Origin of the sequence: Methanobacterium aggregans (assembly GCF_017874455.1) — an archaeon.
Taxonomy (GTDB): Archaea; Methanobacteriota; Methanobacteria; order Methanobacteriales; family Methanobacteriaceae; genus Methanobacterium_C; species Methanobacterium_C aggregans.
This window is the reverse complement of sequence record NZ_JAGGLN010000001.1, coordinates 362,434-388,264: the sequence shown is the minus strand read 5'-3', so window position 1 is coordinate 388,264 and position 25,831 is coordinate 362,434. Positions and strand designations below refer to the sequence as shown.

At 37.6% G+C, this 25,831-nt stretch carries 32 protein-coding genes; 14 read left to right on the top strand and 18 right to left on the bottom strand.

The features are described from left to right. Nucleotides 1-66: 66 nt before the first annotated feature. The 9 genes from J2756_RS01940 to J2756_RS01900 all read right to left on the bottom strand — a co-directional run bounded on the left by J2756_RS01940 (nucleotide 67) and on the right by J2756_RS01900 (nucleotide 6,303). Nucleotides 67-540, bottom strand: coding sequence for a hypothetical protein (locus tag J2756_RS01940; protein ID WP_209581827.1), 474 nt, complete (start codon nucleotides 538-540; stop codon nucleotides 67-69). A gap of 75 nt (nucleotides 541-615) precedes the next feature. Further along, nucleotides 616-1,824, bottom strand: coding sequence for a CARDB domain-containing protein (locus J2756_RS01935; RefSeq protein ID WP_209581825.1), 1,209 nt, complete (start codon nucleotides 1,822-1,824; stop codon nucleotides 616-618). Further along, nucleotides 1,811-2,890: a metal-dependent hydrolase gene (locus J2756_RS01930; protein ID WP_209581823.1), complete on the bottom strand. Its 1,080-nt coding sequence runs from the start codon at nucleotides 2,888-2,890 to the stop codon at nucleotides 1,811-1,813. Before J2756_RS01930 ends, J2756_RS01935 begins: the two co-directional genes overlap by 14 nt. A gap of 5 nt (nucleotides 2,891-2,895) precedes the next feature. Continuing rightward, nucleotides 2,896-3,147 carry a hypothetical protein gene (locus J2756_RS01925; protein WP_209581821.1) on the bottom strand — a complete coding sequence of 84 codons (252 nt, stop codon included), beginning with the start codon at nucleotides 3,145-3,147 and terminating at the stop codon, nucleotides 2,896-2,898. 16 nt (nucleotides 3,148-3,163) lie between these two features. Further along, a complete protein-coding gene (locus tag J2756_RS01920; RefSeq protein WP_209581820.1) occupies nucleotides 3,164-3,796 on the bottom strand; it encodes a hypothetical protein in 633 nt (210 codons plus the stop codon). Beyond that, nucleotides 3,769-4,200 carry a Holliday junction resolvase Hjc gene (gene hjc, locus J2756_RS01915; RefSeq protein WP_209581819.1) on the bottom strand — a complete coding sequence of 144 codons (432 nt, stop codon included), beginning with the start codon at nucleotides 4,198-4,200 and terminating at the stop codon, nucleotides 3,769-3,771. Before hjc ends, J2756_RS01920 begins: the two co-directional genes overlap by 28 nt. Continuing rightward, on the bottom strand, nucleotides 4,197-4,811 hold the full coding sequence (locus J2756_RS01910; protein ID WP_209581818.1) for a transglutaminase domain-containing protein: 615 nt from the start codon (nucleotides 4,809-4,811) through the stop codon (nucleotides 4,197-4,199). Before J2756_RS01910 ends, hjc begins: the two co-directional genes overlap by 4 nt. Nucleotides 4,812-4,844: 33 nt before the next feature. Further along, nucleotides 4,845-5,390, bottom strand: coding sequence for a hypothetical protein (locus J2756_RS01905; protein WP_209581816.1), 546 nt, complete (start codon nucleotides 5,388-5,390; stop codon nucleotides 4,845-4,847). Between the two features lie 94 nt (nucleotides 5,391-5,484). Beyond that, entirely contained in the window at nucleotides 5,485-6,303 is an 819-nt protein-coding gene (locus tag J2756_RS01900) for an outer membrane protein assembly factor BamB family protein (protein WP_209581815.1), read from the bottom strand. A gap of 361 nt (nucleotides 6,304-6,664) precedes the next feature. Here J2756_RS01900 and J2756_RS01895 point away from each other — a divergent pair, with 361 nt between their 5' ends. After that, complete coding sequence (locus tag J2756_RS01895) at nucleotides 6,665-9,496, top strand: DEAD/DEAH box helicase (RefSeq protein WP_209581801.1); 2,832 nt, start codon at nucleotides 6,665-6,667, stop codon at nucleotides 9,494-9,496. Between the two features lie 41 nt (nucleotides 9,497-9,537). Here the strand turns inward: J2756_RS01895 and J2756_RS01890 are convergent, their stop codons facing one another. Beyond that, complete coding sequence (locus tag J2756_RS01890; protein ID WP_209581797.1) at nucleotides 9,538-10,947, bottom strand: HEAT repeat domain-containing protein; 1,410 nt, start codon at nucleotides 10,945-10,947, stop codon at nucleotides 9,538-9,540. A 65-nt stretch (nucleotides 10,948-11,012) separates the two neighbouring features. Beyond that, the gene (locus tag J2756_RS01885) at nucleotides 11,013-11,858 is read right to left on the bottom strand and encodes a nuclease-related domain-containing protein (RefSeq protein WP_209581795.1); all 846 of its coding nucleotides are present in this window, start codon (nucleotides 11,856-11,858) and stop codon (nucleotides 11,013-11,015) included. Between the two features lie 165 nt (nucleotides 11,859-12,023). Here J2756_RS01885 and J2756_RS01880 point away from each other — a divergent pair, with 165 nt between their 5' ends. From J2756_RS01880 to J2756_RS01870, 3 genes are all read left to right on the top strand, one after another. Next, entirely contained in the window at nucleotides 12,024-12,332 is a 309-nt protein-coding gene (locus tag J2756_RS01880; RefSeq protein WP_209581791.1) for a zinc ribbon domain-containing protein, read from the top strand. A gap of 84 nt (nucleotides 12,333-12,416) precedes the next feature. Further along, nucleotides 12,417-13,475 carry a PD-(D/E)XK nuclease family protein gene (locus tag J2756_RS01875; protein ID WP_209581788.1) on the top strand — a complete coding sequence of 353 codons (1,059 nt, stop codon included), beginning with the start codon at nucleotides 12,417-12,419 and terminating at the stop codon, nucleotides 13,473-13,475. Between the two features lie 41 nt (nucleotides 13,476-13,516). Next, a complete protein-coding gene (locus J2756_RS01870) occupies nucleotides 13,517-14,179 on the top strand; it encodes a uracil-DNA glycosylase family protein (RefSeq protein WP_209581786.1) in 663 nt (220 codons plus the stop codon). 67 nt (nucleotides 14,180-14,246) lie between these two features. On the opposite strand, the gene J2756_RS01865 is transcribed toward J2756_RS01870, so the two are convergent. Further along, nucleotides 14,247-14,426 carry a hypothetical protein gene (locus J2756_RS01865; protein WP_209581783.1) on the bottom strand — a complete coding sequence of 60 codons (180 nt, stop codon included), beginning with the start codon at nucleotides 14,424-14,426 and terminating at the stop codon, nucleotides 14,247-14,249. A gap of 152 nt (nucleotides 14,427-14,578) precedes the next feature. Further along, nucleotides 14,579-15,994 (bottom strand): MATE family efflux transporter, encoded by a 1,416-nt coding sequence (locus J2756_RS01860; protein WP_209581781.1) that lies wholly within the window; start codon nucleotides 15,992-15,994, stop codon nucleotides 14,579-14,581. Nucleotides 15,995-16,160: 166 nt separating this feature from the next. Between J2756_RS01860 and J2756_RS01855 the strand changes: the two genes are divergently transcribed. After that, the gene (locus J2756_RS01855; RefSeq protein WP_209581779.1) at nucleotides 16,161-16,991 is read left to right on the top strand and encodes a methanogenesis marker 8 protein; all 831 of its coding nucleotides are present in this window, start codon (nucleotides 16,161-16,163) and stop codon (nucleotides 16,989-16,991) included. A 252-nt stretch (nucleotides 16,992-17,243) separates the two neighbouring features. Here J2756_RS01855 and J2756_RS01850 read toward each other — a convergent pair whose 3' ends face one another. Then, nucleotides 17,244-17,861 carry a TetR/AcrR family transcriptional regulator gene (locus J2756_RS01850; protein ID WP_209581778.1) on the bottom strand — a complete coding sequence of 206 codons (618 nt, stop codon included), beginning with the start codon at nucleotides 17,859-17,861 and terminating at the stop codon, nucleotides 17,244-17,246. Nucleotides 17,862-18,265: 404 nt separating this feature from the next. On the opposite strand from J2756_RS01850, the gene J2756_RS01845 reads away from it, so the two are divergent. Beyond that, nucleotides 18,266-18,631, top strand: coding sequence for a hypothetical protein (locus J2756_RS01845; protein WP_209581776.1), 366 nt, complete (start codon nucleotides 18,266-18,268; stop codon nucleotides 18,629-18,631). A gap of 351 nt (nucleotides 18,632-18,982) precedes the next feature. After that, nucleotides 18,983-19,210 (top strand): hypothetical protein, encoded by a 228-nt coding sequence (locus tag J2756_RS01840; RefSeq protein ID WP_209581774.1) that lies wholly within the window; start codon nucleotides 18,983-18,985, stop codon nucleotides 19,208-19,210. Between the two features lie 292 nt (nucleotides 19,211-19,502). On the opposite strand, the gene J2756_RS01835 is transcribed toward J2756_RS01840, so the two are convergent. Both J2756_RS01835 and J2756_RS01830 read right to left on the bottom strand, forming a co-directional pair. Further along, nucleotides 19,503-19,703 carry a hypothetical protein gene (locus J2756_RS01835; RefSeq protein ID WP_209581771.1) on the bottom strand — a complete coding sequence of 67 codons (201 nt, stop codon included), beginning with the start codon at nucleotides 19,701-19,703 and terminating at the stop codon, nucleotides 19,503-19,505. Between the two features lie 871 nt (nucleotides 19,704-20,574). Continuing rightward, nucleotides 20,575-20,976, bottom strand: coding sequence for a hypothetical protein (locus J2756_RS01830; RefSeq protein ID WP_209581768.1), 402 nt, complete (start codon nucleotides 20,974-20,976; stop codon nucleotides 20,575-20,577). Between the two features lie 635 nt (nucleotides 20,977-21,611). On the opposite strand from J2756_RS01830, the gene J2756_RS01825 reads away from it, so the two are divergent. The 6 genes from J2756_RS01825 (at nucleotide 21,612) to J2756_RS11615 (ending at nucleotide 24,232) form a co-directional block, all read left to right on the top strand. Next, a complete protein-coding gene (locus tag J2756_RS01825) occupies nucleotides 21,612-22,484 on the top strand; it encodes a DUF3800 domain-containing protein (protein ID WP_209581764.1) in 873 nt (290 codons plus the stop codon). Between the two features lie 657 nt (nucleotides 22,485-23,141). Next, on the top strand, nucleotides 23,142-23,429 hold the full coding sequence (locus tag J2756_RS01820) for a hypothetical protein (RefSeq protein WP_209581761.1): 288 nt from the start codon (nucleotides 23,142-23,144) through the stop codon (nucleotides 23,427-23,429). Beyond that, nucleotides 23,429-23,623, top strand: coding sequence for a hypothetical protein (locus J2756_RS01815; RefSeq protein ID WP_209581757.1), 195 nt, complete (start codon nucleotides 23,429-23,431; stop codon nucleotides 23,621-23,623). Before J2756_RS01820 ends, J2756_RS01815 begins: the two co-directional genes overlap by 1 nt. Then, nucleotides 23,623-23,934, top strand: a complete 312-nt coding sequence (locus J2756_RS01810; RefSeq protein WP_209581755.1) for a hypothetical protein — start codon at nucleotides 23,623-23,625, stop codon at nucleotides 23,932-23,934. Before J2756_RS01815 ends, J2756_RS01810 begins: the two co-directional genes overlap by 1 nt. Further along, nucleotides 23,931-24,110 carry a hypothetical protein gene (locus J2756_RS01805; protein ID WP_209581752.1) on the top strand — a complete coding sequence of 60 codons (180 nt, stop codon included), beginning with the start codon at nucleotides 23,931-23,933 and terminating at the stop codon, nucleotides 24,108-24,110. The genes J2756_RS01810 and J2756_RS01805 overlap by 4 nt, the downstream gene beginning before the upstream one ends. Further along, nucleotides 24,107-24,232: a hypothetical protein gene (locus tag J2756_RS11615; RefSeq protein ID WP_281063371.1), complete on the top strand. Its 126-nt coding sequence runs from the start codon at nucleotides 24,107-24,109 to the stop codon at nucleotides 24,230-24,232. The genes J2756_RS01805 and J2756_RS11615 overlap by 4 nt, the downstream gene beginning before the upstream one ends. Before the next feature lie 167 nt (nucleotides 24,233-24,399). Here the strand turns inward: J2756_RS11615 and J2756_RS01800 are convergent, their stop codons facing one another. Together J2756_RS01800 and J2756_RS01795 are read right to left on the bottom strand one after the other, a co-directional pair. Then, nucleotides 24,400-24,555: a hypothetical protein gene (locus tag J2756_RS01800; protein ID WP_209581750.1), complete on the bottom strand. Its 156-nt coding sequence runs from the start codon at nucleotides 24,553-24,555 to the stop codon at nucleotides 24,400-24,402. Nucleotides 24,556-24,769: 214 nt separating this feature from the next. Continuing rightward, nucleotides 24,770-25,027, bottom strand: coding sequence for a hypothetical protein (locus J2756_RS01795; RefSeq protein WP_209581748.1), 258 nt, complete (start codon nucleotides 25,025-25,027; stop codon nucleotides 24,770-24,772). A gap of 165 nt (nucleotides 25,028-25,192) precedes the next feature. Here J2756_RS01795 and nikR point away from each other — a divergent pair, with 165 nt between their 5' ends. Next, complete coding sequence (gene nikR, locus J2756_RS01790; RefSeq protein WP_209581745.1) at nucleotides 25,193-25,603, top strand: nickel-responsive transcriptional regulator NikR; 411 nt, start codon at nucleotides 25,193-25,195, stop codon at nucleotides 25,601-25,603. The last annotated feature ends 228 nt before the right edge of the window (nucleotides 25,604-25,831 follow it).

Below are 25,831 nucleotides of genomic sequence, written 5' to 3'. Positions count from 1 at the left end.
GAATGATTGTTTTAGATTTAGTTTTACTTCAAAATATTATATTTTCGTTGCTTATGAAAAAGATTTTTAAAGTTTAACACTTTCTGTTCTGCTATCTAATTCATTGGTTAATTGTTCATCTGCAGTGGTTCGACTTATTTCCCAGACCTTTTTATTTATTTCAAACATTTGGTCTGTGTTGGTTTGTGTGGTGTAACTGTATCCGCCTAGTTTTCCATCTAGATAATATGTTGCGTTAACGTTTTGTCCATCTTGTGTGAAAACTATCTTAATTTGATGTTCTGTATCATTTTGAAGGCTCATTTGTTTTCCAGTTCCAATTAATGAAATTGTGGTTCCGTTTTTATAAGCTACATATTCACCTGCAAAAGCATCTATAACTTCTTGTGGAACTCCACCAAAATGATCTGTAGCTACCTTCCAATTTCCCTGATAAATATTTGTACCATAATTTTGAGTGTTATCGGTACACCCTGAAGCCATTACTACAACAATTAAAATAACTATTAAACCTATCGAGCCCACTAACTTCTTATTCAAAGAAAACACCCCCTGCTTCTAATAATATAATTTGATGTTTGTAATATGAGTATAAAAATATTTCTTAATATTTTTTTAATATTGCTCCTTCCAAGTCCACGGACTGAAACCAAAACTTTTAAAGTTCGAAAACCCCAGGTTCGACCCTTCCATCTGGAAACCGATAGAATCTTGCCTTGCACACGGATAAAAAACCCCGTAGTAACCATTTGTTGCATTCGTGGCAGGAGCAGAATTAGGGCCATAAAGAGCAGTAATTTTACTGAAGTTTCCGCGTGGTATCAGGAACCACCCTGCAACGTAGCGGCCACCGTTGTTTGCTCTGACAGTTATCCTATTTGCACTTGAGGAGGCTGTGTAGGAAGATCCGAACGGAGCCGTTTTGGTGCTGAGTTTTACCCATGTGTAGGGTGATGTGTAGAATTCAACAGCACCCCTGCGCCACGTGTTACCGTCTGCAACCACGTTGTTTCCTGAAGTGTCCACGAACTCGAAGGGTTCCCTAAAGGCATTCTTTTTTTCTAAAGATTCTCCTCTTACGATGACATATGCACTGTAGGTCCTGTAGATATCAGGGAAGTCAAAGGTTATGGTGTCAGCATCCCACGATGTAGGTGAGTAGGATGTACCTGAGACATACAATGTGGTGTTTTCATGCATATAACCTGGTATATGGAACCTTGCATAGGCAATATCGTACCAGTAACCTGGCCCATTGTAAATACTGACGCGGACCTCAGTTATATTCATTTCTGAGGAAATTGGGGAGTTGTAGGATACCAAATCGCTGTAGGAGTTGTAACTGCTCACAGGGTTGTTATCTTTCCTGAACTCCTCAACCGTTAAGTTGGATGAAGAGGGAATCGTCTCCTTCAAACCAAAGTTACGGGCATTGTTCCTGTACGAAATCTCCCTGAAACTCTTCTTCCTGTTGACGATAACGTAACCATTCTTAAATGAGCCATCGGTCCCTTTGCACATTGAGAATTTCAGGCTTCGTGCAGAACCCGCAGGTATTGAAGGCACGGTGAAGTTCTTATTCAAGGTTTTCCCGTCGTATGTCCTAACGTAAAACTCCATGGTCGAGTTTGGGGAGGGACTAGAGCCGTAGTTGGCAACCGCCACCCTGTAACCACTCACCATCTTGTTTGGCATGTTGGCATCCCAGGGAGAAACACCAATAACAGATAAATCAGGATAGCCCGCAGCCTCAATAGATGAGATAAAAAGGGAAAGGATGATGAGGCAAAGGAAGGCACAGGTGACGATTTCAGACCTTACCAACGAGGCCACCTCCTGCAAATAGAGTTAAGGTTGCAAGCATCAGACCGAGCTGGTCACTATCTGAACTCTCTTCACCATCTGCATCAGGGTTAACTGAGCCGTCAAAATCGAACATAGACTGGTCTGAATCTGTTGAATTGGTTTCATACGGCACCCCTTCAACGAGATTGTCGAACTGACTCTGTAAATCAGAGAAAAATGTGGTTTTCGCATCTTCCTGATCACTTGAATCTGAACCCGCTGCCAGATCCTGAATGGTCTGGGAAGGACCCACAAGGACGTCAGCAATGTTGTTCCCATATTCATCAGTAGTTGGAGTCGTTGAGTTGGTAGTCTGATTATTTTGATTGTTGTTGCTCAAATCCTGATTAAGCCAGTTGAGAAGACCCTGATCAAGATCGTCAGATGTGGAGTTTGTTGAATTTGAAGTTTGAGATGTACCTGCATTGGACTTCAAGTTTTTAGTTAAAGATCCAGAACCAGAAGTAGTTCCAGAGCTACCCTTAGAATAACCAGAGAAACCTGTTGAGTTCCTCAAGTTGGTGTATGGGTTGTATGAACCTTTGGTGCTGTTGTTTCCTGTTTTATTGAGTTTTGTGGAGTTTGAAGCTGATGCAAAAAGGTCGCCAGGAACACCGCACAAAACACAGTAAGTCAGGGGGATGAGTAGGAAAACAATAACAACACAGAGAGCAGTTTCCTGTTTTGAACCCGTCTGGATACGTGATTTTTCCTTCTTGGGCATGACCAATCTGGTCTTTGAAAAGGGGTAGAGGAATGGAACTCCCTTTTTGGTAATTGAGTCAAGTAGCACGTGCATGGAAAATGCTGAAAAACAGGCAATTCCAAGGGCAGGCTTGAGAAAAAGTAGAACAACAACGGGTATGAGCCATATTGCAGAGTGCCCCCATCCCCTATGCTCACCCGTTACTTTATCGATCAAGTCAGGGAGTACAGAGAACAGGACAACAGCAAGGACACCTGCAAGTGTGTATGGCTGACCGAATATCCAGACGAGCAGAGTGTATAAAAGCAGCCCTGCAGGTATATGTGTGTAGAACCTCATCGACCTCACCAATAACCTGGAACCTCCTCAGGTTCTCCTTCTTTAAGTCTTTCAGGAAATTCAAGGGAAGTTTCAACCTCATGACCCTTCATGGCCTTTAAAACATTTTCTTTTCCAAAGTTGGCAACTGCTAAATCTATTGAATCAAATATTGCAAAGATCACCTCATCTTCAATGAATTCAACCTTCTCTGGTTCGTTAAAATTAAACTTCAGCTTCATCTTTTCTTCATCCAAGACTAAAACACCTTTGTGCATAGTTCCACCTCTCTTGTTATCGAATTAGGTACAGCAGAGTCCTCACCACGAGAAATGCAAACCATAGGGCACTGACGAGCATGACAGACCCTATCAAACTGATCTTCAGGAAGCAAATGAAGATGAAAGCCCCGACAATGAGGACAAAGGGCATGGTTATGTCCATTTCAGATCCTGAACCTTCAGTTTTCATCAATTTTTCATTAACAACTTCAAAGGTCTGGTAGAGCCCAAATGTCTCTTTTTTGAAGTTCCCGCAGATGGATCCCAGAAAAACTATCCTTTCGTGGGAGGAAACCGAGAGCCAGAACCTGGAAGTTGCAGGTGTCAGGCGCTCAAAGTGGTTGAACACAACAACGACCTTGAAGCCTGAAGCTTTTTTAAATAACATCTCTTTTAACTCTTCAATGGTCATCCTCTGGAACTGTGTTGAGGTTGGGACTTTACGGTCCCGGATCTCCTGAATCGTTGAAATCAGCTGAATGAGTTTGGATTTGATGGGGGCAAGTTCATTCAGGTAAACAACGGAGTAACTCTCTGAAACAGCCTCAACGTAACTGTATACATTCTTTCTCCAGACAAGGGAGTTCTTTCCAGTTTTAATGTTCTCCAAGATCTTTTCTAAACACTCAGGTTGCCTTGTTTGCATGAAAATCGCTTCTGCAGTTCGTTTGAAACAAGCTCAGAGAACTCAAGACCCTTCAAGCAGGCAGTGTTGTAGTCTATTGAAAAACTCTTATCATGGATCTCAAGGGCGTTGACCTTCACAATACGCCATGATATGTCCCTGTCGATGAAGCGCAGGGCAACACGGGCTTCTGCATTGAGATCATGTGCGAACTTCAGCAGGGTGTGCATCTGACTTTTCCGGATCTTGACCCTTGAATCTCTCGTGGTCTTCACTTCAATCACAAATACTGAATTTCTATCACCTGCAACGATGTCAGGGGAACGGGCAGATGACCCAGGCAAACGGCAGGCAGTGAACTGTGCATCCTTGAAGAGCCTCACAAGCTCCTGTTCATAGGCAATCCCCTTGTTTTTGTCTATCATGGGTAGTACACCCCTATAACGGCGGTTTTTTCAGCACATCTGTACCAGTAGGGTTTGTAATTGTACTTTTTAGTCACTATGGACGGATCGAATGTAGTCCATGAGCCATCAGTGAGCTGAACTTCAAGCCACCTGTGTGCATTTGACTGGGAGCTTCGTCCTTGAACGAGTTTAACAGTGTACCCATTCTTTGTGAGGACCTGCAGTGCAAAATCTGAAAGACCCCAACAGTCACCGTATCCAGTTTCTATAACTCCCTGAGCTGTTCTTGATGCACCCTTACTGTGGTCGAAGTTCTGCTGGATGTAGAATGCCAGTGTTCTCAGTCCCTGACGGCCACGTAGGTTTGAGAGCCTGCTGTCAGAGATACGCACGGAATCGCGCTGATAGTTGTAGTCATTCGTGTAGCTCTGGTCGATTAAGGTCCTGTCCATGTTTTCTGTATCGTCTATCAAGACTTCCCCTGGTTTCATATTGTCGAAGTTGGATCCATCCAGACAATCGTCATCCGGGATCTCTACTTCAGAGACCTGTGCAGCATGGGAAGTTCCTGAAAACCCGATTATGCCAAAGAAACAGAAGAAGATCAGAAGACTTAAAACCCTTTTCATATCCTACCACCAAAAAATGGAGATTTAAATAATTTAAGGCATTAAATCTCCCTGTCCTCCGTTGTCACCTTCTGGGTCGTCGTCTCCACCGTAATCTCCTGGGTCGTCAGGGTTCACTACTGGGGGTTCTAGTGGGTCCCATGGCTCATCTGTGTACTCTGAATCTTCTGCAGGGTCAGTTGAGTTTGTGGGATTTGTAGGGTTGGTTGGGTTTGTAGGGTTCTGTGGCTGTGCAGGTTTGGAAGGGTGTGCTGCTGGTTTTGGTTTTACGATTGCTACTGCTGAAACTGCTTTTTTGCTTGTCTTTTTAACAGATGATGTTTCCTGGTCTGATACTGTTCCAGAGTCAACGCTTTCAGAATCAAGATCCACATCTGAAGCGTTCATATCTGCAGTTGGGTTTTCAAGGTTTTCCTTCATCTGCTCATCTGTAAGGGGCTCTTGAGCTGCAGGGGCCGGGGTGGCGATCTGTTGAGAGCCGGAATTATTGAAGTAGGAGTAGCCAGCCACACCAGCGACCAATGCCAATATCAGGAGTCCAAAGATAAGGGGGACCCTTGGAATTTCGTCTAAATCCATGCTTATTCCTCCTTTCAAATAAAATGTTTTTATCAGTCCTTTTGTGCTTCAAAAAAAAGAAAAAAAGTTTGAAAAATTGGTTTTAAAGACAGGTCTAGCTGAAGTATCTCTGGTTGTTGCCTTCGTTCAGTTCTGTTATTGCGTAGTAGGGATCGACTATGGTGTAACCTCGACTGAATGCACCGTTGATGACAACGTCCTTGCTCTGTCCTGCACCTATGGTTCCTGCGTTCAAGTGAATGGTCCTGTAGGTTCCGTCCGTTTTCCTGACAACGAATTTAACTAGGACTTTGGATGCATCTGAGAGTCCGATGTTTTCAATTTTCGCAGTGGTCTTGTCAGTGGCTTTGGTTATGCTTTTAACCCTTAAATCTGGGAGCATGAATCCTTTGTAGGCTGTGACTCCTGTGCTGGTTCCTGCAAGGTAGTAACCTCCAAAGACTGAGGGTTCAGATACTGTGGGGGCGTCCTGAACTGCTGTGAGGTTGTTCCCTGTTTCTCTATCGAGGACTATGGCTTTCTCGCTGTTTGAGAAGATGACACACGTACCCTTGACAAACACGTACTTCACAGGCTGTGCTGCACCTAGAACGTCTGTTTTGGTCCACTTGGTTGAACCGTCTGCTTTGTTCAGTGCCCTTGCATCGTTTGCTGTTCCTATGAAGACGTATTTTCCTGCTTTAACTGCGGATCCGTTTCCTGAGACTGCGATGTCCTGGCTCCAGACCTGTGCACCTGTGGGGTCGATCTCCTTGATGGCTGAGGAGGTTGTGACGAGTATGTTCTGACCGTCCCCTGTGATCTTCTGTGGCTGTCCGGTGTCTGAGGTCCATGCCTGTTGGAATGCGAATCCGCAGCTCATTGTGGCAATGAGTACGCAGAGAAACATTATCCCATGTCTTTTTCCTATCAATTTTTCACCTCCCTGGAAGCTTTAAAAAGACAAGGAATATCTAAGGATGACAAACCTAAAAACCGTTGGAGGACAAAGATTTAAATAGGGAGTAATACAAATTAAACAATTTAAGCGTAAAAGACTTTGTAATAATATTTATTTTATGTTTGATTTTTTTTGTCCAATTTAATATCTGATTTGAAATATAGTTCCTTACAAATCTTAAAAATCAGAGAATATTTTTAATGGGCTTGGAGTATAATATAAGGGTTTTTGATTCATTTTTTTGTTTAATATGGTGAATTAAAATGTAAATTATATATAACGTGTGTATAAATTAATAGATGAAGTAATACCTATATTACACTGGGTGATTTTAATGATAAATGATGTTCTGGAAATTTTCAAGAAAGATCCGGATTTATCTAAGAAAGTTGAGTTTATAAAGGAAATTCCGCCTAAAAAAGGCAAATATGATTATTTAAATGAATTAAATCCCCTTTTAATAAATTATTTAAACTCTAAGAACATTAAATTGTATAAACACCAGAGCCAAGTTACTAACCTCATTAGAGAAGGTAAAAATGTCATTATAACAACCCCTACTGCATCTGGAAAAACATTTGCCTTCACCTTACCTGTTTTAGAAAAATTTGCAGATGACCCGAAAGCCACTGCTCTATATTTATACCCCGCAAAAGCTCTAAGTAATGACCAATTAGAAAAATTTAAGGAATATGAACTGGAAACTGGAATAAAACTCGATCCATACATCTACGATGGAGATACCCCTGAAGGAAAAAGAACACTTATTCGTCACAAGGCTCGTGCACTACTTTCAAATCCCCACATGTTGCATCTTATACTTGATTGGCATAAGCAGTGGGAAAGATTTTATTCAAATTTAGAGTATGTTATTTTGGATGAAGCCCATACTTACACAGGACTATTTGGATCCAATGTTGCATTGTTATTAAGGCGTTTTCAGAGGATATGTTCTTATTATGGTTCAGATCCTCAATATATTCTTTCTTCAGCTACTCTGGACAATCCTGTGGAATTCAGTGAAAAGTTGGTTGGAAAAAAGTTCGAATTAGTTTCTGACGATTATTCAACAAATGCTAAGAAGTCTTTTATATTTTATAACCCCCACAAAAAACTTGATAAAAAAGAGGACACGGATTCTCCTGAAAAAGAAGAAAATTTAATCACAAATGAGGATGTTTCTAGTTCTCATGATACCAGAAAAATTTTTGCTATGTTACTTTTAAATGATCTACAAACGCTGTGTTTCACAAGAACTAAAAAAAAAGCAGAAAGCATTGCAAATACAACAATAAATTATCTACGAGATTATTTAACAACCAATGAAAATTTAAAGCACAAAAATGGTTTTAAACCTTTATGGGAACGTGTATACTCTTATAGGGGGCAGTACAGTCATTATATTCGCAGAAAAATTGAGAAAAATTTAAAATCTAAGACATATCTAGGAGTGGTAACTACCAATGCTTTAGAACTTGGTATTGATATTGGAAGCTTGGATGCTGTTATAATTTCAAGTTATCCTGGAACATTAATCTCAACTTGGCAACAAGCAGGCAGAGCTGGTAGAAAAAATAAAGAGTCATTAGTAATATTAATAGCTGAAAAGGATCCTTTAAATCAGTATATTATAAAAAATCCGGATTATCTTTTAAATAACTCTCCTGAGAATGCGGTTGTTGATTTAAGTAATGATTATGTGAATTCTAATCATATTAAATGTGCTGCGTCTGAGATACCAATCACAATGAATGAACTAAAAGAACTTTTCTATTTTAATAAACCTGTTGAATATCTGGAGGAACTTGGTTTAAAAAATGTGAATGGAAAATGGAAATATTTTGGAAGTCCTGCACACGACTTTCAATTAAAAAAATTCGGTGATGAAAACTTTAGGATTATCTATGAAAACGAAAGATTTGAGGAAAGGATTAGTAGAGAAGAATTTTATCTTTTAGGATATAAAGAGGCCACACATAAATATAGGGGATCAAATTATGTTGTAACAGATTTTGATTTAAAGGGAAAAACTGTGAGGATGCGAAAAACAAAGTTGGGAAGTTATTTTAGTTCTAGGAAAGAAGATAATTTAAAAATTTTAGATACAATTAAAACCAAAAAAATTGGGTTGTTGGATGTTCATTTCGTAAGCCTACAAATAACGTCTGAATTCTTTAAATTTGAATATCGTGATGGAAAACCACATAACCGTGAAAAGATTAAAGTTCCTTCTATAGTATTTGAAACAAAGGGCATATGGATAAATATTCCTAATAATATATTATACGATCCTTACTTTTTTGAAAACGATGATTATGATGAAACATCAAAATCAATAAATGGTTTGGGACATTCATTAACGGCTATGTTCCCTTTTTATGTTCTGTGTGATCGCTGCGATGTAAAAGGTTTCTCTACTGAGCACCATGAGGACACAGAAACTGCCAGCATATTCATTTATGATACATACCAAGGTGGTATGGGCTTATCTGAAAGAGGTTTATATTTCTTTGAAGATTTACTTAAGTTAACATTGGACATGGTGCAAAAATGTGACTGTGAAGATGGATGCGTACACTGCATACATTCACCCCTATGTAATGTTGATCGAAAGCCTCGAAGTAAATCAGGGACTATCTTTTTGTTGAAAAAATTATTGGAATACTGTGATAAAACCTCAGATTCAAAGGGGCATGATTTTACTATTACAATTAATAAAAATTCAAAAATTACGTCTACCAATCCTACTCCTACCAATCCTACTCCTACCAATCCTACTCCTACCAATCCTACTCCTACCAATCCTACTCCTACCAATCCTACTCCTACCAATCCTGAAAGGGAGATCAAAGAATTAATTCAATTAAAAGATAATCTGAATTATGACGACCCTACAATTTTTACTTTATTTCATGATGCTGATGGGAAAAAACGAGCTAAATCCGCTAATATTTTAGGTGAAACAGGGGATCCTAAGTATGTTGATGCTTTATGTATAGCCACAAATGATATTGATGGAAACGTTAGAAGATGCTCAGCATCAGCACTCGGTAAAATAGGGGATGTAAAGGCTGTAAACTCACTAAAAAAACTTTTTAAGGATGAAGATCGCCTAGTAAGATTGTATGCTATGAAATCTTTTGAAAAAATAACTTCAAAAAAGTAGTTTTCTTGAGAAAGTTGTGATAAAAAAAATTTAAAATTGTTTTATTTTCTACCATATAAACCTGCTATGATATCATCCATGTATTTGTCGTTTTCATCTATGAGCCTTTTAGTTAATCTTCTAGTTCTCTCACGTGATGAAAGATTAGAGGAAGATGTATCCTTTATTTCAATATTTTCTATAAAATCAAATTCTAAATCATCGTAATCATCAGACAGTCCAGTTCTGAATAATTCATTAGATTCTTTTTTGGAACAATGTTCTTCTACCATCTTTTCAAGATCTTCTGATTCTTTGGACATTTCAATAATCTCATCATATTCGTAAATGTTCATTAAATTTTTATCATCACTAAATATCAATAAATTCCTCTTTTTTTCATTAACTCTTTTTATTTTCTGTTTTTCATCTTTTTGATGGGATAATTGTATACGACGTATCTCTTTTCGTTTCAGGCTTTTTAAATTAGCTTTTTTTACACGTTCTTCATCTTTTTTCTTCCAGTAATTTTTAATGGTTTCTTCACCTTGGGATCCAAATTTTTTAAGGGCATTAGTCACAGCATTGGAAACAACTATTTTGTCGTATAAATGATTCTCTAAAGGTTTTATAGCTCTTTTATCCCCAATTTTACCTAGAGCTCTAACAGCATTTAGCACAACAATTTCTTCAGGATCGTTCAATGATTCTATTAAATATTTTAGAGCATCTGGATGAGCACTTCTACCTAAAGTGTTTTCATCTTCTTTACGGACATTATCCGGATCATTCAGTAAATTAATAGTATCAGAAGCAAAAACATCATTATATTCATTATTAATAATTTCATTTTGATTTAAAACGTTAGAGCAATGATCTTCCATCATTTCAGCATAATGTTGGGTTTCCAAAAAGTTTTCAATCCCCTGAAAAACACGTTTTACGTTTATTCCATCAGATGTTAACCAAAATTTTTCTTCAATTTTTTCAGGGTGCGCATATTCATTAAGATATACGTCAGTTGGTGTTGAATGATCTTCATAATCTATAGAATCATGAAAAATTTCTAAAACAATATCAACATCATCTGGAATATATGGTTCCATATCTAAATAATAAGGCTCAAGAAGGTTTTGATAATCTTCATAATATTTATTTTGCATTTCTTCAAATTTTTTGGCCTTTTCATCACGAAAATCATTCATAATTGCAGATACAATCCGGTTTACATTAATCTGTTCAAATATGGGGTCTGAATCCTCATCATATTCCCAATCTGTCCCAAATAAATACGGGTATCTTAAGGCAAATAATTCGTCTTGATATTCTAATTCATCAAATAATTTTTTAAAAAATTCCGTATTTAAATTTTTTAAATCTTCATCAACACGTTCTTTCCCATATTTTTGGACAATATCATCATATTTAACTGTTATTTTAGATGAACTGAAATTTGTTTTCTTGTTTTTCATTTCAAAAACGTCCTACTATTCAGATACATAGAATACTAATTATTATATAAATTATTATTTCTCTTTCAAAAGGATTGCAACGAAATCTCATTCATGGCTGCTGATATCTCTCGAACAGTTTCTTTCTTAAATATTATACCATGTCTAAGGATAAAATGTGGAATTTCATAGGGTTTCATTATTTTATAACCGTATAACTCTCCTCTAATTGATACATTACCGTTTAAAGCCACTACTGAGTTAATCCATACCTTATCTTCAATTAATTGATTTTCTATGAGCAACTCTCGCAAGTTCATTGTGTTCCTTTTCACCTGTTTTCCAGGTTTATGATCAGCTAACTTTAAGCCGTCAGGTGTGTTGTAGTACCAATCATCACCCTTAACAACATAAGGTGTTGAGTAGTTTTTTGTTTCAATTACAAAGATTCCTGTGGGACCTACAACCACATGGTCAATGTTACCCCAGTTTCCACGTGGATTAACATCATTAAAAATATAGAAACTATCTGGAAGTTTTTGAAGATAATCTGATACAATTTCTTCACCATAGGCACCTGCAATCCAACTACTACCCCTGGAATTGCCCATTATTATTAGGATTATTCCTATAAAAATCAAAAAGATTCCAAACATAAAATTTGAAAATTGAACTAAAACTCCTGCAACAGTTAATAATGCTCCAAAGCCCATTATTTTAAAATAAAAAGATTTTTTCTTTTCAGTATAAGTTTTTTGATTCTTAATCTGGTTAAAATTTATATTAGATCTAATTTTTGGACTGTAACTATCTTCAAGACGTTCAAAGTAATTTAATGGAGACCCACATTCCCCACAACATGCGATTTCCCTAGCTTCCTCTTCGGTGACTTCGTAGTAAATATCGCAGTCGTAACATACCAGATATCCCATTCAAATCATCTCTTGATCTTAGCCCCTAAAATCTTTACGTTTTCTTTAATCAATAAAACTGTTTAGATAATTTATCATACTAATAATAAATAATATATATTCTTATATATAATTCATTACTAATATTGGAAATTAGAGTATAAACTGGTTATAAGGTGAAGGTAAATGGATTATGAAAATAAGGGGCAAACAGGATCTAAAGTGGCTTTTTGCCCTAAATGTGGGATCAGAAATAGCGATCAGAATAATTTTTGTTCTAATTGTGGAGCGGAATTAACTAATTTCAACAATAATATAGATAATTCTAATGATAGCCTTAGTAATGCCTGGCTTTTAGTTGGAGCATTATTTCCCATTATTGGAGTTATTGGCGGATTATATTATGCATTTAAGGGTAAAAAAGGTTCATGGGCATTAGTATTAATTTCTATTATATTTTGGGTTGTTTGGGCCATTGTTTTTTCTTCACTATAATAAATTTAGCAAAAAACATTATTCTCTAAGTTAATAATAGAATGGTTATCTAGATTATACATGGATTTAAGGAGTTAAAATAAGATGAAAAGTTTATTTGGCCATATAGTGATGGGATTCACATCACAAGCAGAAAATTTAGCTACAGAAGGATTAAATTATATTATTTCAAACTCTTCGGATGCCAAAAGGGGAATATCAAAGTTTTTAGGGATGATCGATAGGGATTTGGAAAAAGATCTTTACTTTAAAACTCAAGATTATGGTGAGGATAATGCAATTCCTGATTTAGTGGGAATTGATGATGAAGGTAATAGTGTTTGTATAATTGAATCTAAGTTTTGGGCAGGATTAACAGAAAATCAACCAGTTACTTATTTAAAGAGATTAAATCCTAAAAAAACTTCTATTTTATTATTTTTAGTTCCATCAAAAAGATTAGAAACCATCTGGCTTGAACTTAAGAATCGCTGCAAAGATGAGGGAATAATTTTAGATACTGAAAATAGAGAAAATTCATATACCTATGCACGAATAAATGAAAAAAATTATCTTGCAATAACTGAATGGAGTTCTTTGCTAAATTTTATTGAAACGCAACTAGATACTAATGGAGATTATGTTACAAAGGCAGATTTACTCCAATTAAAAGGTTTATGTGAACAAATGGACGAAGAATCTTTTTTACCTTTAGATTCACAAGAAATTTCACCAATGATTGGCCGACGTAACATGGAATTTTGTGATATTGTAGATAAAGTCGTGAACACTGGTGTGGCAAGGGAAATTTATTCTACTCAAGGATGCAGATCCGCTGCAGGATTATATTACTACGGCAGATATTTTATCATTAACGATAACCATTACTTCATCCAATTTAATAATCAAAATTGGTACGAATTACAAAATACGCCTTTATGGATAATGTGTTTTGGGAAAGGATGGTATGATGTTGTTGAAGAAAGGCCTAAAGTCATGAAAGCTCTTACTAAATTAGAATTAGAAGAAAAATTATATTTCACACAGGGTGATGTGGCATTAATTCCCCTAAAATTAGAATTAGGAGTTGATAAGTCCGTTATTGTTGAATCAATATTAAAACAAATTGAAGAAATAAATCATTTGCTGGAAATAAATTACTAAAGCCTTAAGTAAGTTTTAAATGGATTTTTAGATGTGTTAATATGTTAAATAAAGAAAAGGAATATAAAATGCTGGTGGAAAGGCGTAAGAATGCGATTTTTCCTGAAGGTCTTAAAAATCCTTCTGAAATTGAAGGTGGGATTTATGACAGCGAAGACCATATCGGACCCTGGTCTAAGTGGCAGGGAAACCTCAACGCTGATATAATGCTTGTTGGACAGGATTGGGGTAGTGAAAAATATTATTTAGACTACAAGGGTAATCATAAAGATGACAGCATCACCAATTCCCGCATGAAAGAAGCATTTGAATTAATAGGAATTGAAGTAGGATATCCAAGCTCTCCCAACAGGGATGCACCTTGTTTTTTCACTAATGTTGTCCTTGGCCTTAAAGAAGGGAACAAAAGTAATCCCATCAAAGCTAAATGGGTTAAAGAACATGCCGAAGAATTTCTAAAGCCCACAATCGAAATAGTTAACCCTAAGATTATTATAACCCTGGGAAAACCTGCTTATGAATCCGTTGCAGGAATATATGGACTTCAAAAAGAAAATCTGGCTGAAATCATTAACAAAAACCCATTTAAACTAAGTCATGATAAACTACTCTTTGCCATGTACCACTGCAGTCCACTAGGATGCATAAACAGAACATGGGAACAACAAAAGCAAGACTGGATTAAAATCAAAGAGTATCTATAACCAAATTTAATTACCTTAAAAGGTATTTCAAGCACAACCCGATCCCATCCAGGTAGCAAAGAATTGCTCAATTCGGCTTGACTCGGTAAAGACCTGGAGCTGAACCTCCCTCAGGGTGCACCACAGGACCTGGAATTCGTCCAATATTCATTGCAGACTGCAGGCTCGTCGGTGTTAAATTGCAGCTGGCCCGGGTACTGAGTGGGGAGTTGGAGGTGTGCAGGTGGAGGCGGGCTGGGTTGGACACTTTTTTAATAAAAGATTTATACTTTGGCGAACTATTTTCAAGTGGAGGCAGTGCAGCGTCCTAATTACTTGTGTAATGACCCCAATTCATACCCAAGGAGCTGCACGGCTCTTCACTATTATTTTGTCTTGAAAATTAAACTTTTTTTACATCTAATCTGGATTTGTGTTCCTTCGTAAACTGTTGATGTACTTACGTGCCCAAACATAGGCAACTATACCTCCTAGAATATTTCCTGCAACCATTGCCCACCATACTCCATGTTCTCCCCAACCAAGGAGTACTACAAATATGTAGGCAAATAACTCAATATAAATCAGGTTTCTTAGTGCTGTTAATAGGAGAGATGTCATCCCTTTACCGACACCTTGGAATGTTGAGCAGGACATTATTCCTGGCGGCATGAATAGGTAGAAGAAGCACATCACTTGGAGGAATGCTGCAATTGTGGGTGCCAAGGACGCACTTTTAGGAGTGTATGCAAATACCATGGCAATATAGGGTGCAAACACAAATGTTAGAACGCTTGTAGCTGCTGCAATAATGAGTCCAACCTTTATAGAGTATCTGTGTGCTATGAACATATTTTCATATTTCCGAGCACCATATGAAACGCCCGCAACTGTAATTACTGATGTCCCCACAGCTATTATTGGCATTGTAGCTATCATGACAACTCTCCAGCCTGCAGAATAAACTGCAACTGCAGCTGTTCCTGCAACTACAACAAGTAGACCGTTAACTAAACCTACCAAAATTGACATCATAAGAAATTCCGCACTTGCAGGCAAACTTACACCTAAAATGCTTTTAGCAACCACTCGATTTGGTTTAAAATCTCCAATTAAGAAGGAAACATATGTATCTTTCTTTACAAAGAACCAGTAAAGCAGAACAACAGATACAAACGCCATGGATATGACTGTACCCCATGCAGCTCCTGAAATACCCCAACCTGCCCAGTAAATAAGTATGGGATCAAGGATCATATTCATGACTGATGATATTACTATTGCATACATGGTTCTTTTGGCATCCCCTTCTGCACGAAGTATACCATAAGCTGCACCAGTAAAAAGCATTAAAATAGTTCCTCCAAAGGTAACTTGCCCAAAAGGAATTGCAAAGTCTATAGTGCTCCCTGCACCCATGAATATAAGAATTGGTTTAAGGAATAGAAGCAGAAACACGGTCAAGACGATTGAGATACTTATTGTAATGAATATTGTATGTATTGCAGCATTATTTGCACCTTTTTTCTTATTTTCACCAATATAACGTGCTATTGCAGATGCTGCACCTGCACCCAGGCCGTTGCTTAGCCCAACAAGTATCATATATAATGGTGTTACAAACCCCACTGCTGCAAGGGCATCTCCACCAAGACCAGCAACCCAAATTGCATTAACCAGGTTGTAAAGGGTCATGAGGATCATTGAAACGATCATCGGCCCTGAAAGTTTGATCACTGCCTTTTTTGGATCTCCCATGATCAGGGAGACGCCCTCAGTTTTATCATCTTCCTGAGGAGAACTTTGATTTGCTTGGGATGATTCTTCGATTTGCATTAATGTTTCACCAGGTTATTTTCCATTTCCTGCTAATTCTAGATTAAATGAGTCCTTGTTCATCAGCATTTAAAGTTGAATATTAATTAATTTAGATCAAATATAAAAATAGTTATATAGCCTCTTGGGAAAACTATAGACCGATAAGCAAAATGGTGAAATAACAATGGATGAACATATAATAGAAGCAGTTGGAAAAGCAAGGGTTGTCATAAGGGACGGAAAAGTAGTGGAAGTTGGAGAGCCCAAAATCAGTTACTGTCCCATTTTCGATAAAAACAGAGGAATCAAAGAGATTACATCTGAAGCAGTGCGAAAGAATATAGAATTTCGAATTAAAGACTTTGGAATGTGTACCTCTGAAAGAAAGCTACGTATGAAAGATTTTCTATCCTTTGGTGTATCTGAAACATTGAGCACTTCACTCGATGAAGATCTGATCGATTGTGCTGTTATTGTCAGCGAAGGATGCGGAACAGTTATCCTAACAGATCCTGAATTTGTTCAAGGAATGGCCGGTCGAATATCAGCTTTCATAAGCACAACACCAATCACCAAGATCATAGAAACTATTGGACCTGAAAATGTTCTTGATCCTGAAACAGCTGAAATTAACCAGATAAAAGGTGTTTTAAAGGCCATTGAAATGGGTTACAGGAACATTGCAGTTTCAGTTGTGTCTCCAGAGGATGCCAAAAAGCTTCGAGATATCGAAAAAGAAAATGAAGATGTCAATATCTACATATTTGCAGCCCATGTAACTGAAATGTCAGAAGAAGATGCAAAAGCTTTATTTGACACTGCAGACGTACTCACAAGCTGCGCATCCAAATACATCAACGAAGTGGGTAACGATAGAGGAATATTCAAGGTCGGTGCATCTGTACCTATATTTGGACCTACAGAAGCTGGAGAAAAATTCCTAAAAACAAGGATAGAAAAAATTGGAGGATTAAAAGACAAACCCAATGCTAAAATACCAGATCCTCTAATCTAAAAAACATTTAAAATTAATCAAATTCTTAACCACCCCTCATTTTTTTTACATTTTTACTTGAAATATAATAGAAAAAAGATTGTTGTTCAAGAAAATGTGCATGGTTTGACCACTGATTTTCAATTGAAGGCTGTGAAGTCCCCATATTTTGCCGTTGACAGTATTGTTTGTGGTGGTCAGTTTCAAGTGAAAAGGGCTTCTTATCCTTGCTTAAATATTTTAATTTCTTTAATTTTGTTGTTAATAATCAAATTAAGTTTTTGAATATGTATTTGTTGTTGCTTTGCGTAGTTCAGGTTTTACATCGAAGCATACTTCCAATATGAGTCTAATTTCATTTTTGAGATCAAATTCGCCATTTTCAGTGCACCAGAATAGAATAATACCTAGGACCTGTGCTCGTATAGCATTAGCCAAAAGGACTGGATCAGATGAGTTACGGATTTCGTTTGATGATTGTGCTCGTTTTATAATTGTATTTACTACATCACTGTTGGGTAATCCAAATTTTGAAGGCTGGACTTCTAACATGTGTTGATTTATAAGTGCATATATCATGTTTTTAATAATTTCAGGCCCATTGTCCACAATAAAATCCAACATAGGTTCTATTAATTTCCAATACTGTTCTATATTGACTTCTTCCATAAGAATTGAAGCAAGATTCATTTTTATCTTATTTGTAGGGATACCATAAAAATGGATCAATAGATCCTCCTTTGACTTGAAATAGTAATAGAACGTATTTTTTGAGACGTTTGCCGTTGCACAGATATCATTGAGGGTTACTGAATTGTATCCTTTTTCTTTTATGAGATCTATTGCTGTTGCAAGTATCCTTTGTTTTGAATCGTTAGCTTTTGCACTCATTTCATCCAACTCTTTCTCTTGCTTTTTTTGAACTGTGTACCCCAATATGTTATTTCAGTAATATAAATGTATGTTATAAGTGAATTAAAATTGGAATTTAGTTAAGTTTATATAGTACTAAGGTACTATTGTAGTTACATGAGTTAAGTACTATGGTTAGATTTATTTAGTACTATGGTACTATATAATGTAACTGGAGTTCATGACTTAAAAAAATGAGAGAGGTGTATTATATGGAAAAATTGAAACTTGAAGAGCGAATCGCACTGCATCGCAGGATGGCTGAAAGTTATCACAATGCCTACGATCAAAAAGCAGTAAAAGATGGCGCAACCTACGACGAATGGAAGTTCGCAGACAACGCCGTATACTGGTCGCCTTATTTTGGCAATGAGCTCATAAAATTGAGCGAACATCCCATATCTGTGTCTACAAGCGCAACAATGGAAGCAAAAGCATATTCACTCAGATTACCTGACTGGGGACCTGCAGAGTTCAAATGCTGGCCTTCTGACAATGGTTTCGTAATGAAAACCCAGTTCGAGGGGCACACAAAAGACGGCAAGAAAATGAGCTTTTATTCTTATGGTTTCGTTGAGACAAACAACCAGGGAGAGATCACGCGCTGGGAAACCCATGTCAGTGAAGAGTACAGTGCTTTTCTTGACGTTGCAATCGGAGTTCATGGCCCATTCCATGATGGCGCCGATGAGTACATGGAAGCGCTTGCTCGAACCCTTAACGAGGCTGGTGTGTCCTTACCTATATAAAACACAACGGGATACACTTAAGACCAAAAATACGACTTAAAAAACGGTTAAAGTAGACCGTTTCGTAAAAATTTCGGATTATCATAAGTAATTGATGAAGAATTGCAGAAAAATAAAATAAAAGAAATCTACTCGGAGTTTTACCGTGGATATTTAAATAAGAGGTGATTTAAAATGAGTAAAAATTTTCAAGAAGCAATAAAGGAACGTTTTCAGTAGGGTTTTAATGAATGGAACCAGGGCTATGAGGCATGGTTAAAATGGTGTAATACCTTATACGAACCCGATGCCCATTACAACGTCTACGGCAAACGATTGACCCTTCAACAATACAAAGACATGATGGGACAGTTGTTCTCAGTGTTTGATATAGAATTAGGTGAACTTGATAACGTACTTGTAGAAGATGATTGGGGAGCAATCCGTTATTCAGTTTACATAAAAAACAAGAAAACTGGTGAAAAGTCTGAACTGAAGACAATGGAATTCGTAAATTTCAAAAACAACCCAGAACCCACAGGTGCCAGGGTCATCGAAGGATGGGCGCTCTCAGACACTCCACTTTCAATAGAAGGATAATAAATAAATTGTAAAAAAATCTCAACTTTATGCTTGTGGGTGGGTGGCAAATACTAAATTTGTGAAAACCAGTACTTAACCGCCTCTGTATTATAAGTTGGTTCTCAGGGTATACAAGCATAAAGCTTAAAATTTTAATTCCCTAACTTTTTTTTTATTTGTATGTAAAACCTCATTTTTTCCGAAATAATTGACAGTTCCAGTCATTCTTACAAAAGTATCATATCATTTTACTATCTAATTCCCACGGCTGAGGGGCATATTTGAGCCTTCGGCTCGATTTTACTACATTTCATGTGTTGGTGTTAAGTTGCAGTTGGCCCCGTGAGTGATTCTGGAGCTGTACCGGGTCATTGTGAGCATCAGCCCAATTTCTTAGTAACAAAATATAAATAACTGTGAAAACGAGTTTTGAATTGGAGGCGGTGCAGCGCCCTATTTTTTCAAGTATCAAACCCCAATCTACCCTGAAAAAAGCTGCACCATTCCTCACCCCCTATTTCCTTTAATCAAGAATTTACTCTCTTTTCATCAACATTGCCTGATTTGAACAATACTAACTGCTCTCAACAATTCCACATGCACATGAGAGGATCCTGGACCATGGCAGAAATTCAGCTTTTTTAACAATCCTCCTAACAATCAATTCGTTTCATAACCCCTTGCCCCCTACACATCTTGTAAACATAGCCCCCTCTCGCAACTGACCTTGTTCCTGAAAATATATGTTGAGGAGCCTATCGAGGGGCCCCCGCCCCACGAGCGCTATCCCTATTTCAATATATTTTCAGTTGAATTGGAATGGACGCAAGATGATAAAAACTTATTTTTTTTATTTTCTTTATCATCTTGCGGAGCGTATACAACATCGTTAAACTGTCGTATGACAAAATGAGGATTCCACGTTTCAGCAGATTCAAATCATAGGGGCAATGAATTGAATTTTCAAGGGTTCCAGCACCATCGGTCGCCGATGCCGCTAGGGCGGAGGCGGCGGGATGGGGGAGATGAAAATTCAATTCTTGCGGTGTCTATGATTTATGCTGGCTGGAGGTGATACATTTCGCCATACTCGGCAGTTTAACGAAGTTGTATACACTGACACAGGTTTTTCATGTTATAAACTGTGTAATAGGCGGGCAAGCCCGCCTCAGGGCTGGAAGGTTTTGAAACTGGAGCCCGGGAGATTCAGTTTTACGCTTGGGTTGGAGTTTAGTTTCTGTTGAGGATTGTTTTGAGTTTGAGATTAGGTTTAAGATTGAGTTTTAGTTTAGTTTGAGTTTCAGCTTGAGTTTGAGGCAGGGGAGCAGCTCAAGTGCAGGTTTGAGCTTACGTTTAAGTTTAGTTTGAGTTTCAGTTTGGGTTTAGTTTGAGATGCAGATGAGGATGGAGATGCAGATGGTGATGAGAGGTTTCCAGCTTAAATGATATAACCCAACCCTTCCCCGCCGCCTCCCATTCCCACTGCGAGGGGCATTTATGGGCCTTCGGCCCGATTTATTTTTAAGTACCATGGCCTGAACCATTGGCAGGTGCACGGTTTTCAGATAAAGGGAAGCTGCAGGTTTCAAAGAGGGGGAGTGTTCCAGCTCCATAAACCATGAGAACACTCCCTTTGAAGAAACTGGAGCTTTGGCCGGGTGCAGGGTGGCAGACTGCGGGCTTATCCAAGATAGTAGAGCAGAATCTGGACCTACCCGTGGGGGATTAAATTGCGGAGCTGGACTTGGAAGAAACGAAGGGCTGAATAGTATGTGCTTCCACACGGCTCCCGCATGGGTGGCCCATTTGGGTCTTCTGAGAGAGCTTATCCATCGACGCCTGCCTTAACGAAGCGAATCTAAAATTTATTCGCTCAGGCACCATGGGCTGAACTTTCTACCACCATGCAAGGCTTAACATGGGTCCACCACAGGATCCAAAGCTCAGGATAGTAGTGCAAGCAGGGATACCGGCACGCATAGGAAGATCAAATTTCGACTGGACACTTGATGGAAATATAAGCTGAAGAGTGGATGTACTGAATCACAGATCCAACGCATGGGTGGCCCATTTGTTGCGGGTGCTTGTCTATTATAGGGTAAAAACGCTGATTTTTCAGTGTTGGAAAAAGAAGGAGAGAATCTGTTTTTAGAAAATATGTTTATTTAATTTTTATTGAAAGTGGTCAGCAACTTCTGAATATCTTTTTTGGAATTGGTTAATTTTGATAAGTTTAATTTATCTAATTTTTTTAAAATAGTGGTCAGAGTCTGTTTTTTTTGTTTTTAACTTAATTCTTCAGGTTTTATTCTCAGAATCTTTAATAACTACTTAATTTTAATTTAATTTTAATTATTTCAGTTAAGTTAAAAATAAATTTATATATCTATGTAATACTAAATTGAATTAGGGGCTTTGAATGGATGACATCAAAACTACACATTGTGCTTTTTCTGATGAATCAAGTTACAATGACGGCAGATACAGATCAATTGGCATGATAAGCATGCCCATGAATGAATACAAACCTTTAGAAAAAGAATTTATGGAAATAGTTTCTTCACATGGAAAATCAATTAAAAATTTTAAATGGGGCAAATTAAAAAATAAAACGATGCAAAGTGGTATTTCAGAAGTTATAGATCTTGCATTAAAAAAATCAATCGAAAATAAAATTCGGATAGATGTTTTAACATGGGATATTGAAGATAGTAGCCACAAGATCCAACATAGAGATGATGTTGCTAATTTAGCACGAATGTATTTTCATGTTTTTAAAAATGTATTAGAACGTCGATGGGAAAATGAAAGCATTTGGGATTTATTTCCAGATCAAAATAGTGCCATTAATTGGGATTTATTAGAAGATATACTATTTAGCAATGGTTTTCATACATTGAAGGATAGTAAATCATTTATTGGTTTCGAAATGTTTACAAAATCGGTTAAAATCAAAGAATCAAGTACTTCTAGTACTCCTCTCATTCAGTTAGCAGATATTTTTGCAGGAATGGGAAGATATTCCTGGGAAAGTTACGAAAAATTTGAAGAATGGGACATACTTAATAATGGCCAGTCTCTTCTTTTTCCACCAAAAGAGGTAATTAAAATCAGTAATACTGATAAATATCGATGCCCTATTTTAAAACAAGTCACTAAAACCTGTAAATCAAAGAAACTACAATTATCTTTTAATTCTACCAAAGGATTTCATTCAAATAACCCCAATAAACCCATTAATTTTTGGCTTTATAAACCACAAACAGAAAAAGATAAAGCTCCAACAAAATGATTGTTGAATTATTTTTTAGTTATATCTTCCAGAGGAGATAATTCTTCATTTCATTTAATATCTCTGATATTTTGTATTTGATGTTATAAATATCGTTATAATTATCTTATTAGTGGGTTTCGAGGATTTCCCTCCTTTGGAATCGGATGAGGCAAGAGAGGTACTACTTTTAACAATGCTATTTCTTCTAATTGATGATCTAATACGTAGTATTAGGGCGCCGATATCACCACCCACCACCCACCACCCGACAGGGGTCATTTATGGGCCTTCGGCCCGATTTATTTTTATAGAGGATTAGGATCGAAAACACCACTCTTTAATAGCATTGATATTAGTTTTACTTCCTTACCTCATCCTATTCTTTAGGTCGGGAAATCCTCGCCACTAACACAACTATCAAAGTAACCATTGCAAATTTTCTTTGTGTGTGTTGGGGCAAAACGCCGACACAAAAACTTATTTTTTTTATTTTCTTTGTGTCGGCGTTTTACGGTTTAAAAAACATGGGGGTGGGGTATTAGTGCATATAAATCATGATAATCTTTTTATACGTCAAAATAAGGACGTAGAGGGCGAAACATTTATATAACTCGGATTACATAATAATAATTGGAGACAGAAAAGTCTTAAGTCTCCGGTCAATAGGTGATGTAAATGAAAGCGAGAATAAGCAAAAAAGAAGCACAAATCGAGATTGAAGTGACGAACCCATTTAAGGGGGACGCCTTCGGCTGCAAGATGCTTAATGCCATAGTTTGCAGGACTGGAAGGTATGAAATGGTTTTAAATGAAAACCTGGACGGCGGAAAAATATTTTTCTCAGGTGAAAAATGGGCCGATGAAGTCATGGAGGACCTCAAGAACCTGATCCCCCAGGCACTGCATGAAGTCCGTAAGGTGGAACAGAACCTGGCAGAGATGGAACTTCAGGAGGGAGTCTGATGCACGAAATGATTCTAGATCTGGATGGGATCTTCGAGGACTTCAAAGAGAAAATAGAAAACGCAAGGGATGAGGAACTGAGCCGTGAAGAATGGGACATACTTTATGATGTCCTTAACGACTTATTAACTGAAAGAGACATTAAAGCAGCAGATTACAGAAAAGAATACAGATTAACATGGAGGGGCTTATAATGAGCCTCTCTTTCTCAAAACTCATGGAACTGGCAGCGCAGGGAGAATCAGAGCACAGGGAAGGATCCGTAATATACAGGGGCTTTACCTTCAGGACGCCCAGGGAGTTTCTCCACTTCATCCCACCAAGTTTCAAACTCATGAGCAGGTGGAGCTGTAGTGAACTCAGGCTTGTCTGGATCTCAGCCAAAGACCGTACAATATTCACCTACTGTGAAGGGGACCTTGTACTTGAAGTCTACGATGATGCAGAAGAGTTTAGAAGGGGCATGGAAAGAACAGAAAAGTACTATGAGGAGTTAGAAGGATGAAAAAGAAAAGGTTCTGTCTCAACATCCCCGAAAGGATGAATCAACAGGTCAGAAGGGCATCTGGAGGGATCAAGATCAACCTGATAGCTGAGTGTCTCCTTATCGAGTACATGACGAACAGGGATCTTCAGCAGAAAGTCAAGGGCAGGCTGCAAGCGTGGAGGGGTTCAAAGTGAATCTCCTCATTGAATCCTTAATAACATGGTTTTTATGGGAATGCACCGATGAAAACACTGTTGAAATCGGTTACATCCATGAGAACGAAGACGAACACGGTTTGATTTTTCAAATAAATTAAATACTTTCTTTTTTCTTATTTTTGACAAAAAGAGTTGATTTCTGGAGCGGCCCGCCTACCGGCGGGATAAGTGCACTATATAGAACAGTAAAAAATAGGGTCAATAGGTGACGCCACGAGAACGAAGCGCCACACAATCTAATATTTTGTAAATAATCTTATATATACTATGGCCTTATGCATGGAACGTGTATCTTATCAATTCTATGAACAGTTTCAATGAGCTCCTCACGGTCAACACAGTACTTTGAAGCAATTGCATCCAGCTCATCTACAAAATCTCTCACGAGAATGATATCGGTCAGTTTCATGTTAGAAATCAACTTTTTTCACCTCCTATATAAATAATAATACTTGCAGGATCTTGAAAGTTAAGGTTTTAATCTGTTTCAAGCTTCTGGAAGGGATTTTATCAACATTCTTTTGTTTTTGGATCGATCTAAGCTGCAAAGTCTATGAACTTTGCAAAAAAAGATGTGCAGAGGACAAGCAGCACAGATGATGCAAGCACGGCGGACACAAAAATCATTATGTTCATCAGGACACCTCCTCATCTTTCAGAGCCTCCCTGGCTAGTTTAACTAGGCTTCCATTCTTTTTTTCATAGTTTTTGATTGCTTCAGTTGTCAGATCTCTAAGTAAAGCCCCACAGCTCTGATTTTCAACAAAAGCAAGAAGTTTGAGTTTGTTGTAATTCACACGTTCAAAGCGGGTATATTGGACAAAAAGGAAACGGTTTGGTAGTAATGTATCCCTCTGGACCTCTTCAATGGCTTTTTTAATTCTCCTTTCCATCCAAATACAACCACTCGATCTGTTAGTAATACTTTTATGAATAAAAGTATATAAAATCTTAGTTTTTTTGAAGGGAAATGACAATTTGGCATTATTTTATTAACTAGAAAGTAATATTTAATACATAATAATATTATAATAATAGATAATAAAGGAGGAAACGGTATGATGAGAATCAGCATGTCCTTACCTAGAAAAATATTAAATGATTTCGATGATGTTTTAAAGGATAGGGGATATCAATCCAGGTCCAAGGGAATTAGAGATGCTCTAAAGGATTACATACTCCGCTATCAGTGGATGAATGAGATTGAAGGGGAGCGAATTGGCGTAATTACTGCTATCTACGATCATCACTACACAGGGGTTATGGAGGACTTAACTGAGATTCAGTACGATTACAAGAACTACATAAACTCAACCATGCACGTGCATATGGCCGATAAGTACTGTTTGGAAGTTATAATAGTTCATGGAGACGTAAAATACCTTCGTGACTTAACAGAAAAAATCATGAGGCTTAAAGGGGTTGAGCATGTTAAGCTTACCAGTACCCTTGCTAGTGAGGATCAATGAATTTTTAACAAAAAAGTTTAGCTTGAACTTCCTTACTTTCTTTTTTCCTTCTTGGTGGAGTTAAATTCGGCTGCCCAGGTTTCACTTCATACCCTTTGAATTTATAATAGGAGAGTGTAACCTGTCTTGGATCCTGATTATCTCTCCGAATCTGTCTAGACACATCATTCAGCATCATAAGTACGTGGTGCCATCGCATTTCAGACGTAACCTTGGGCCTTAAACGCC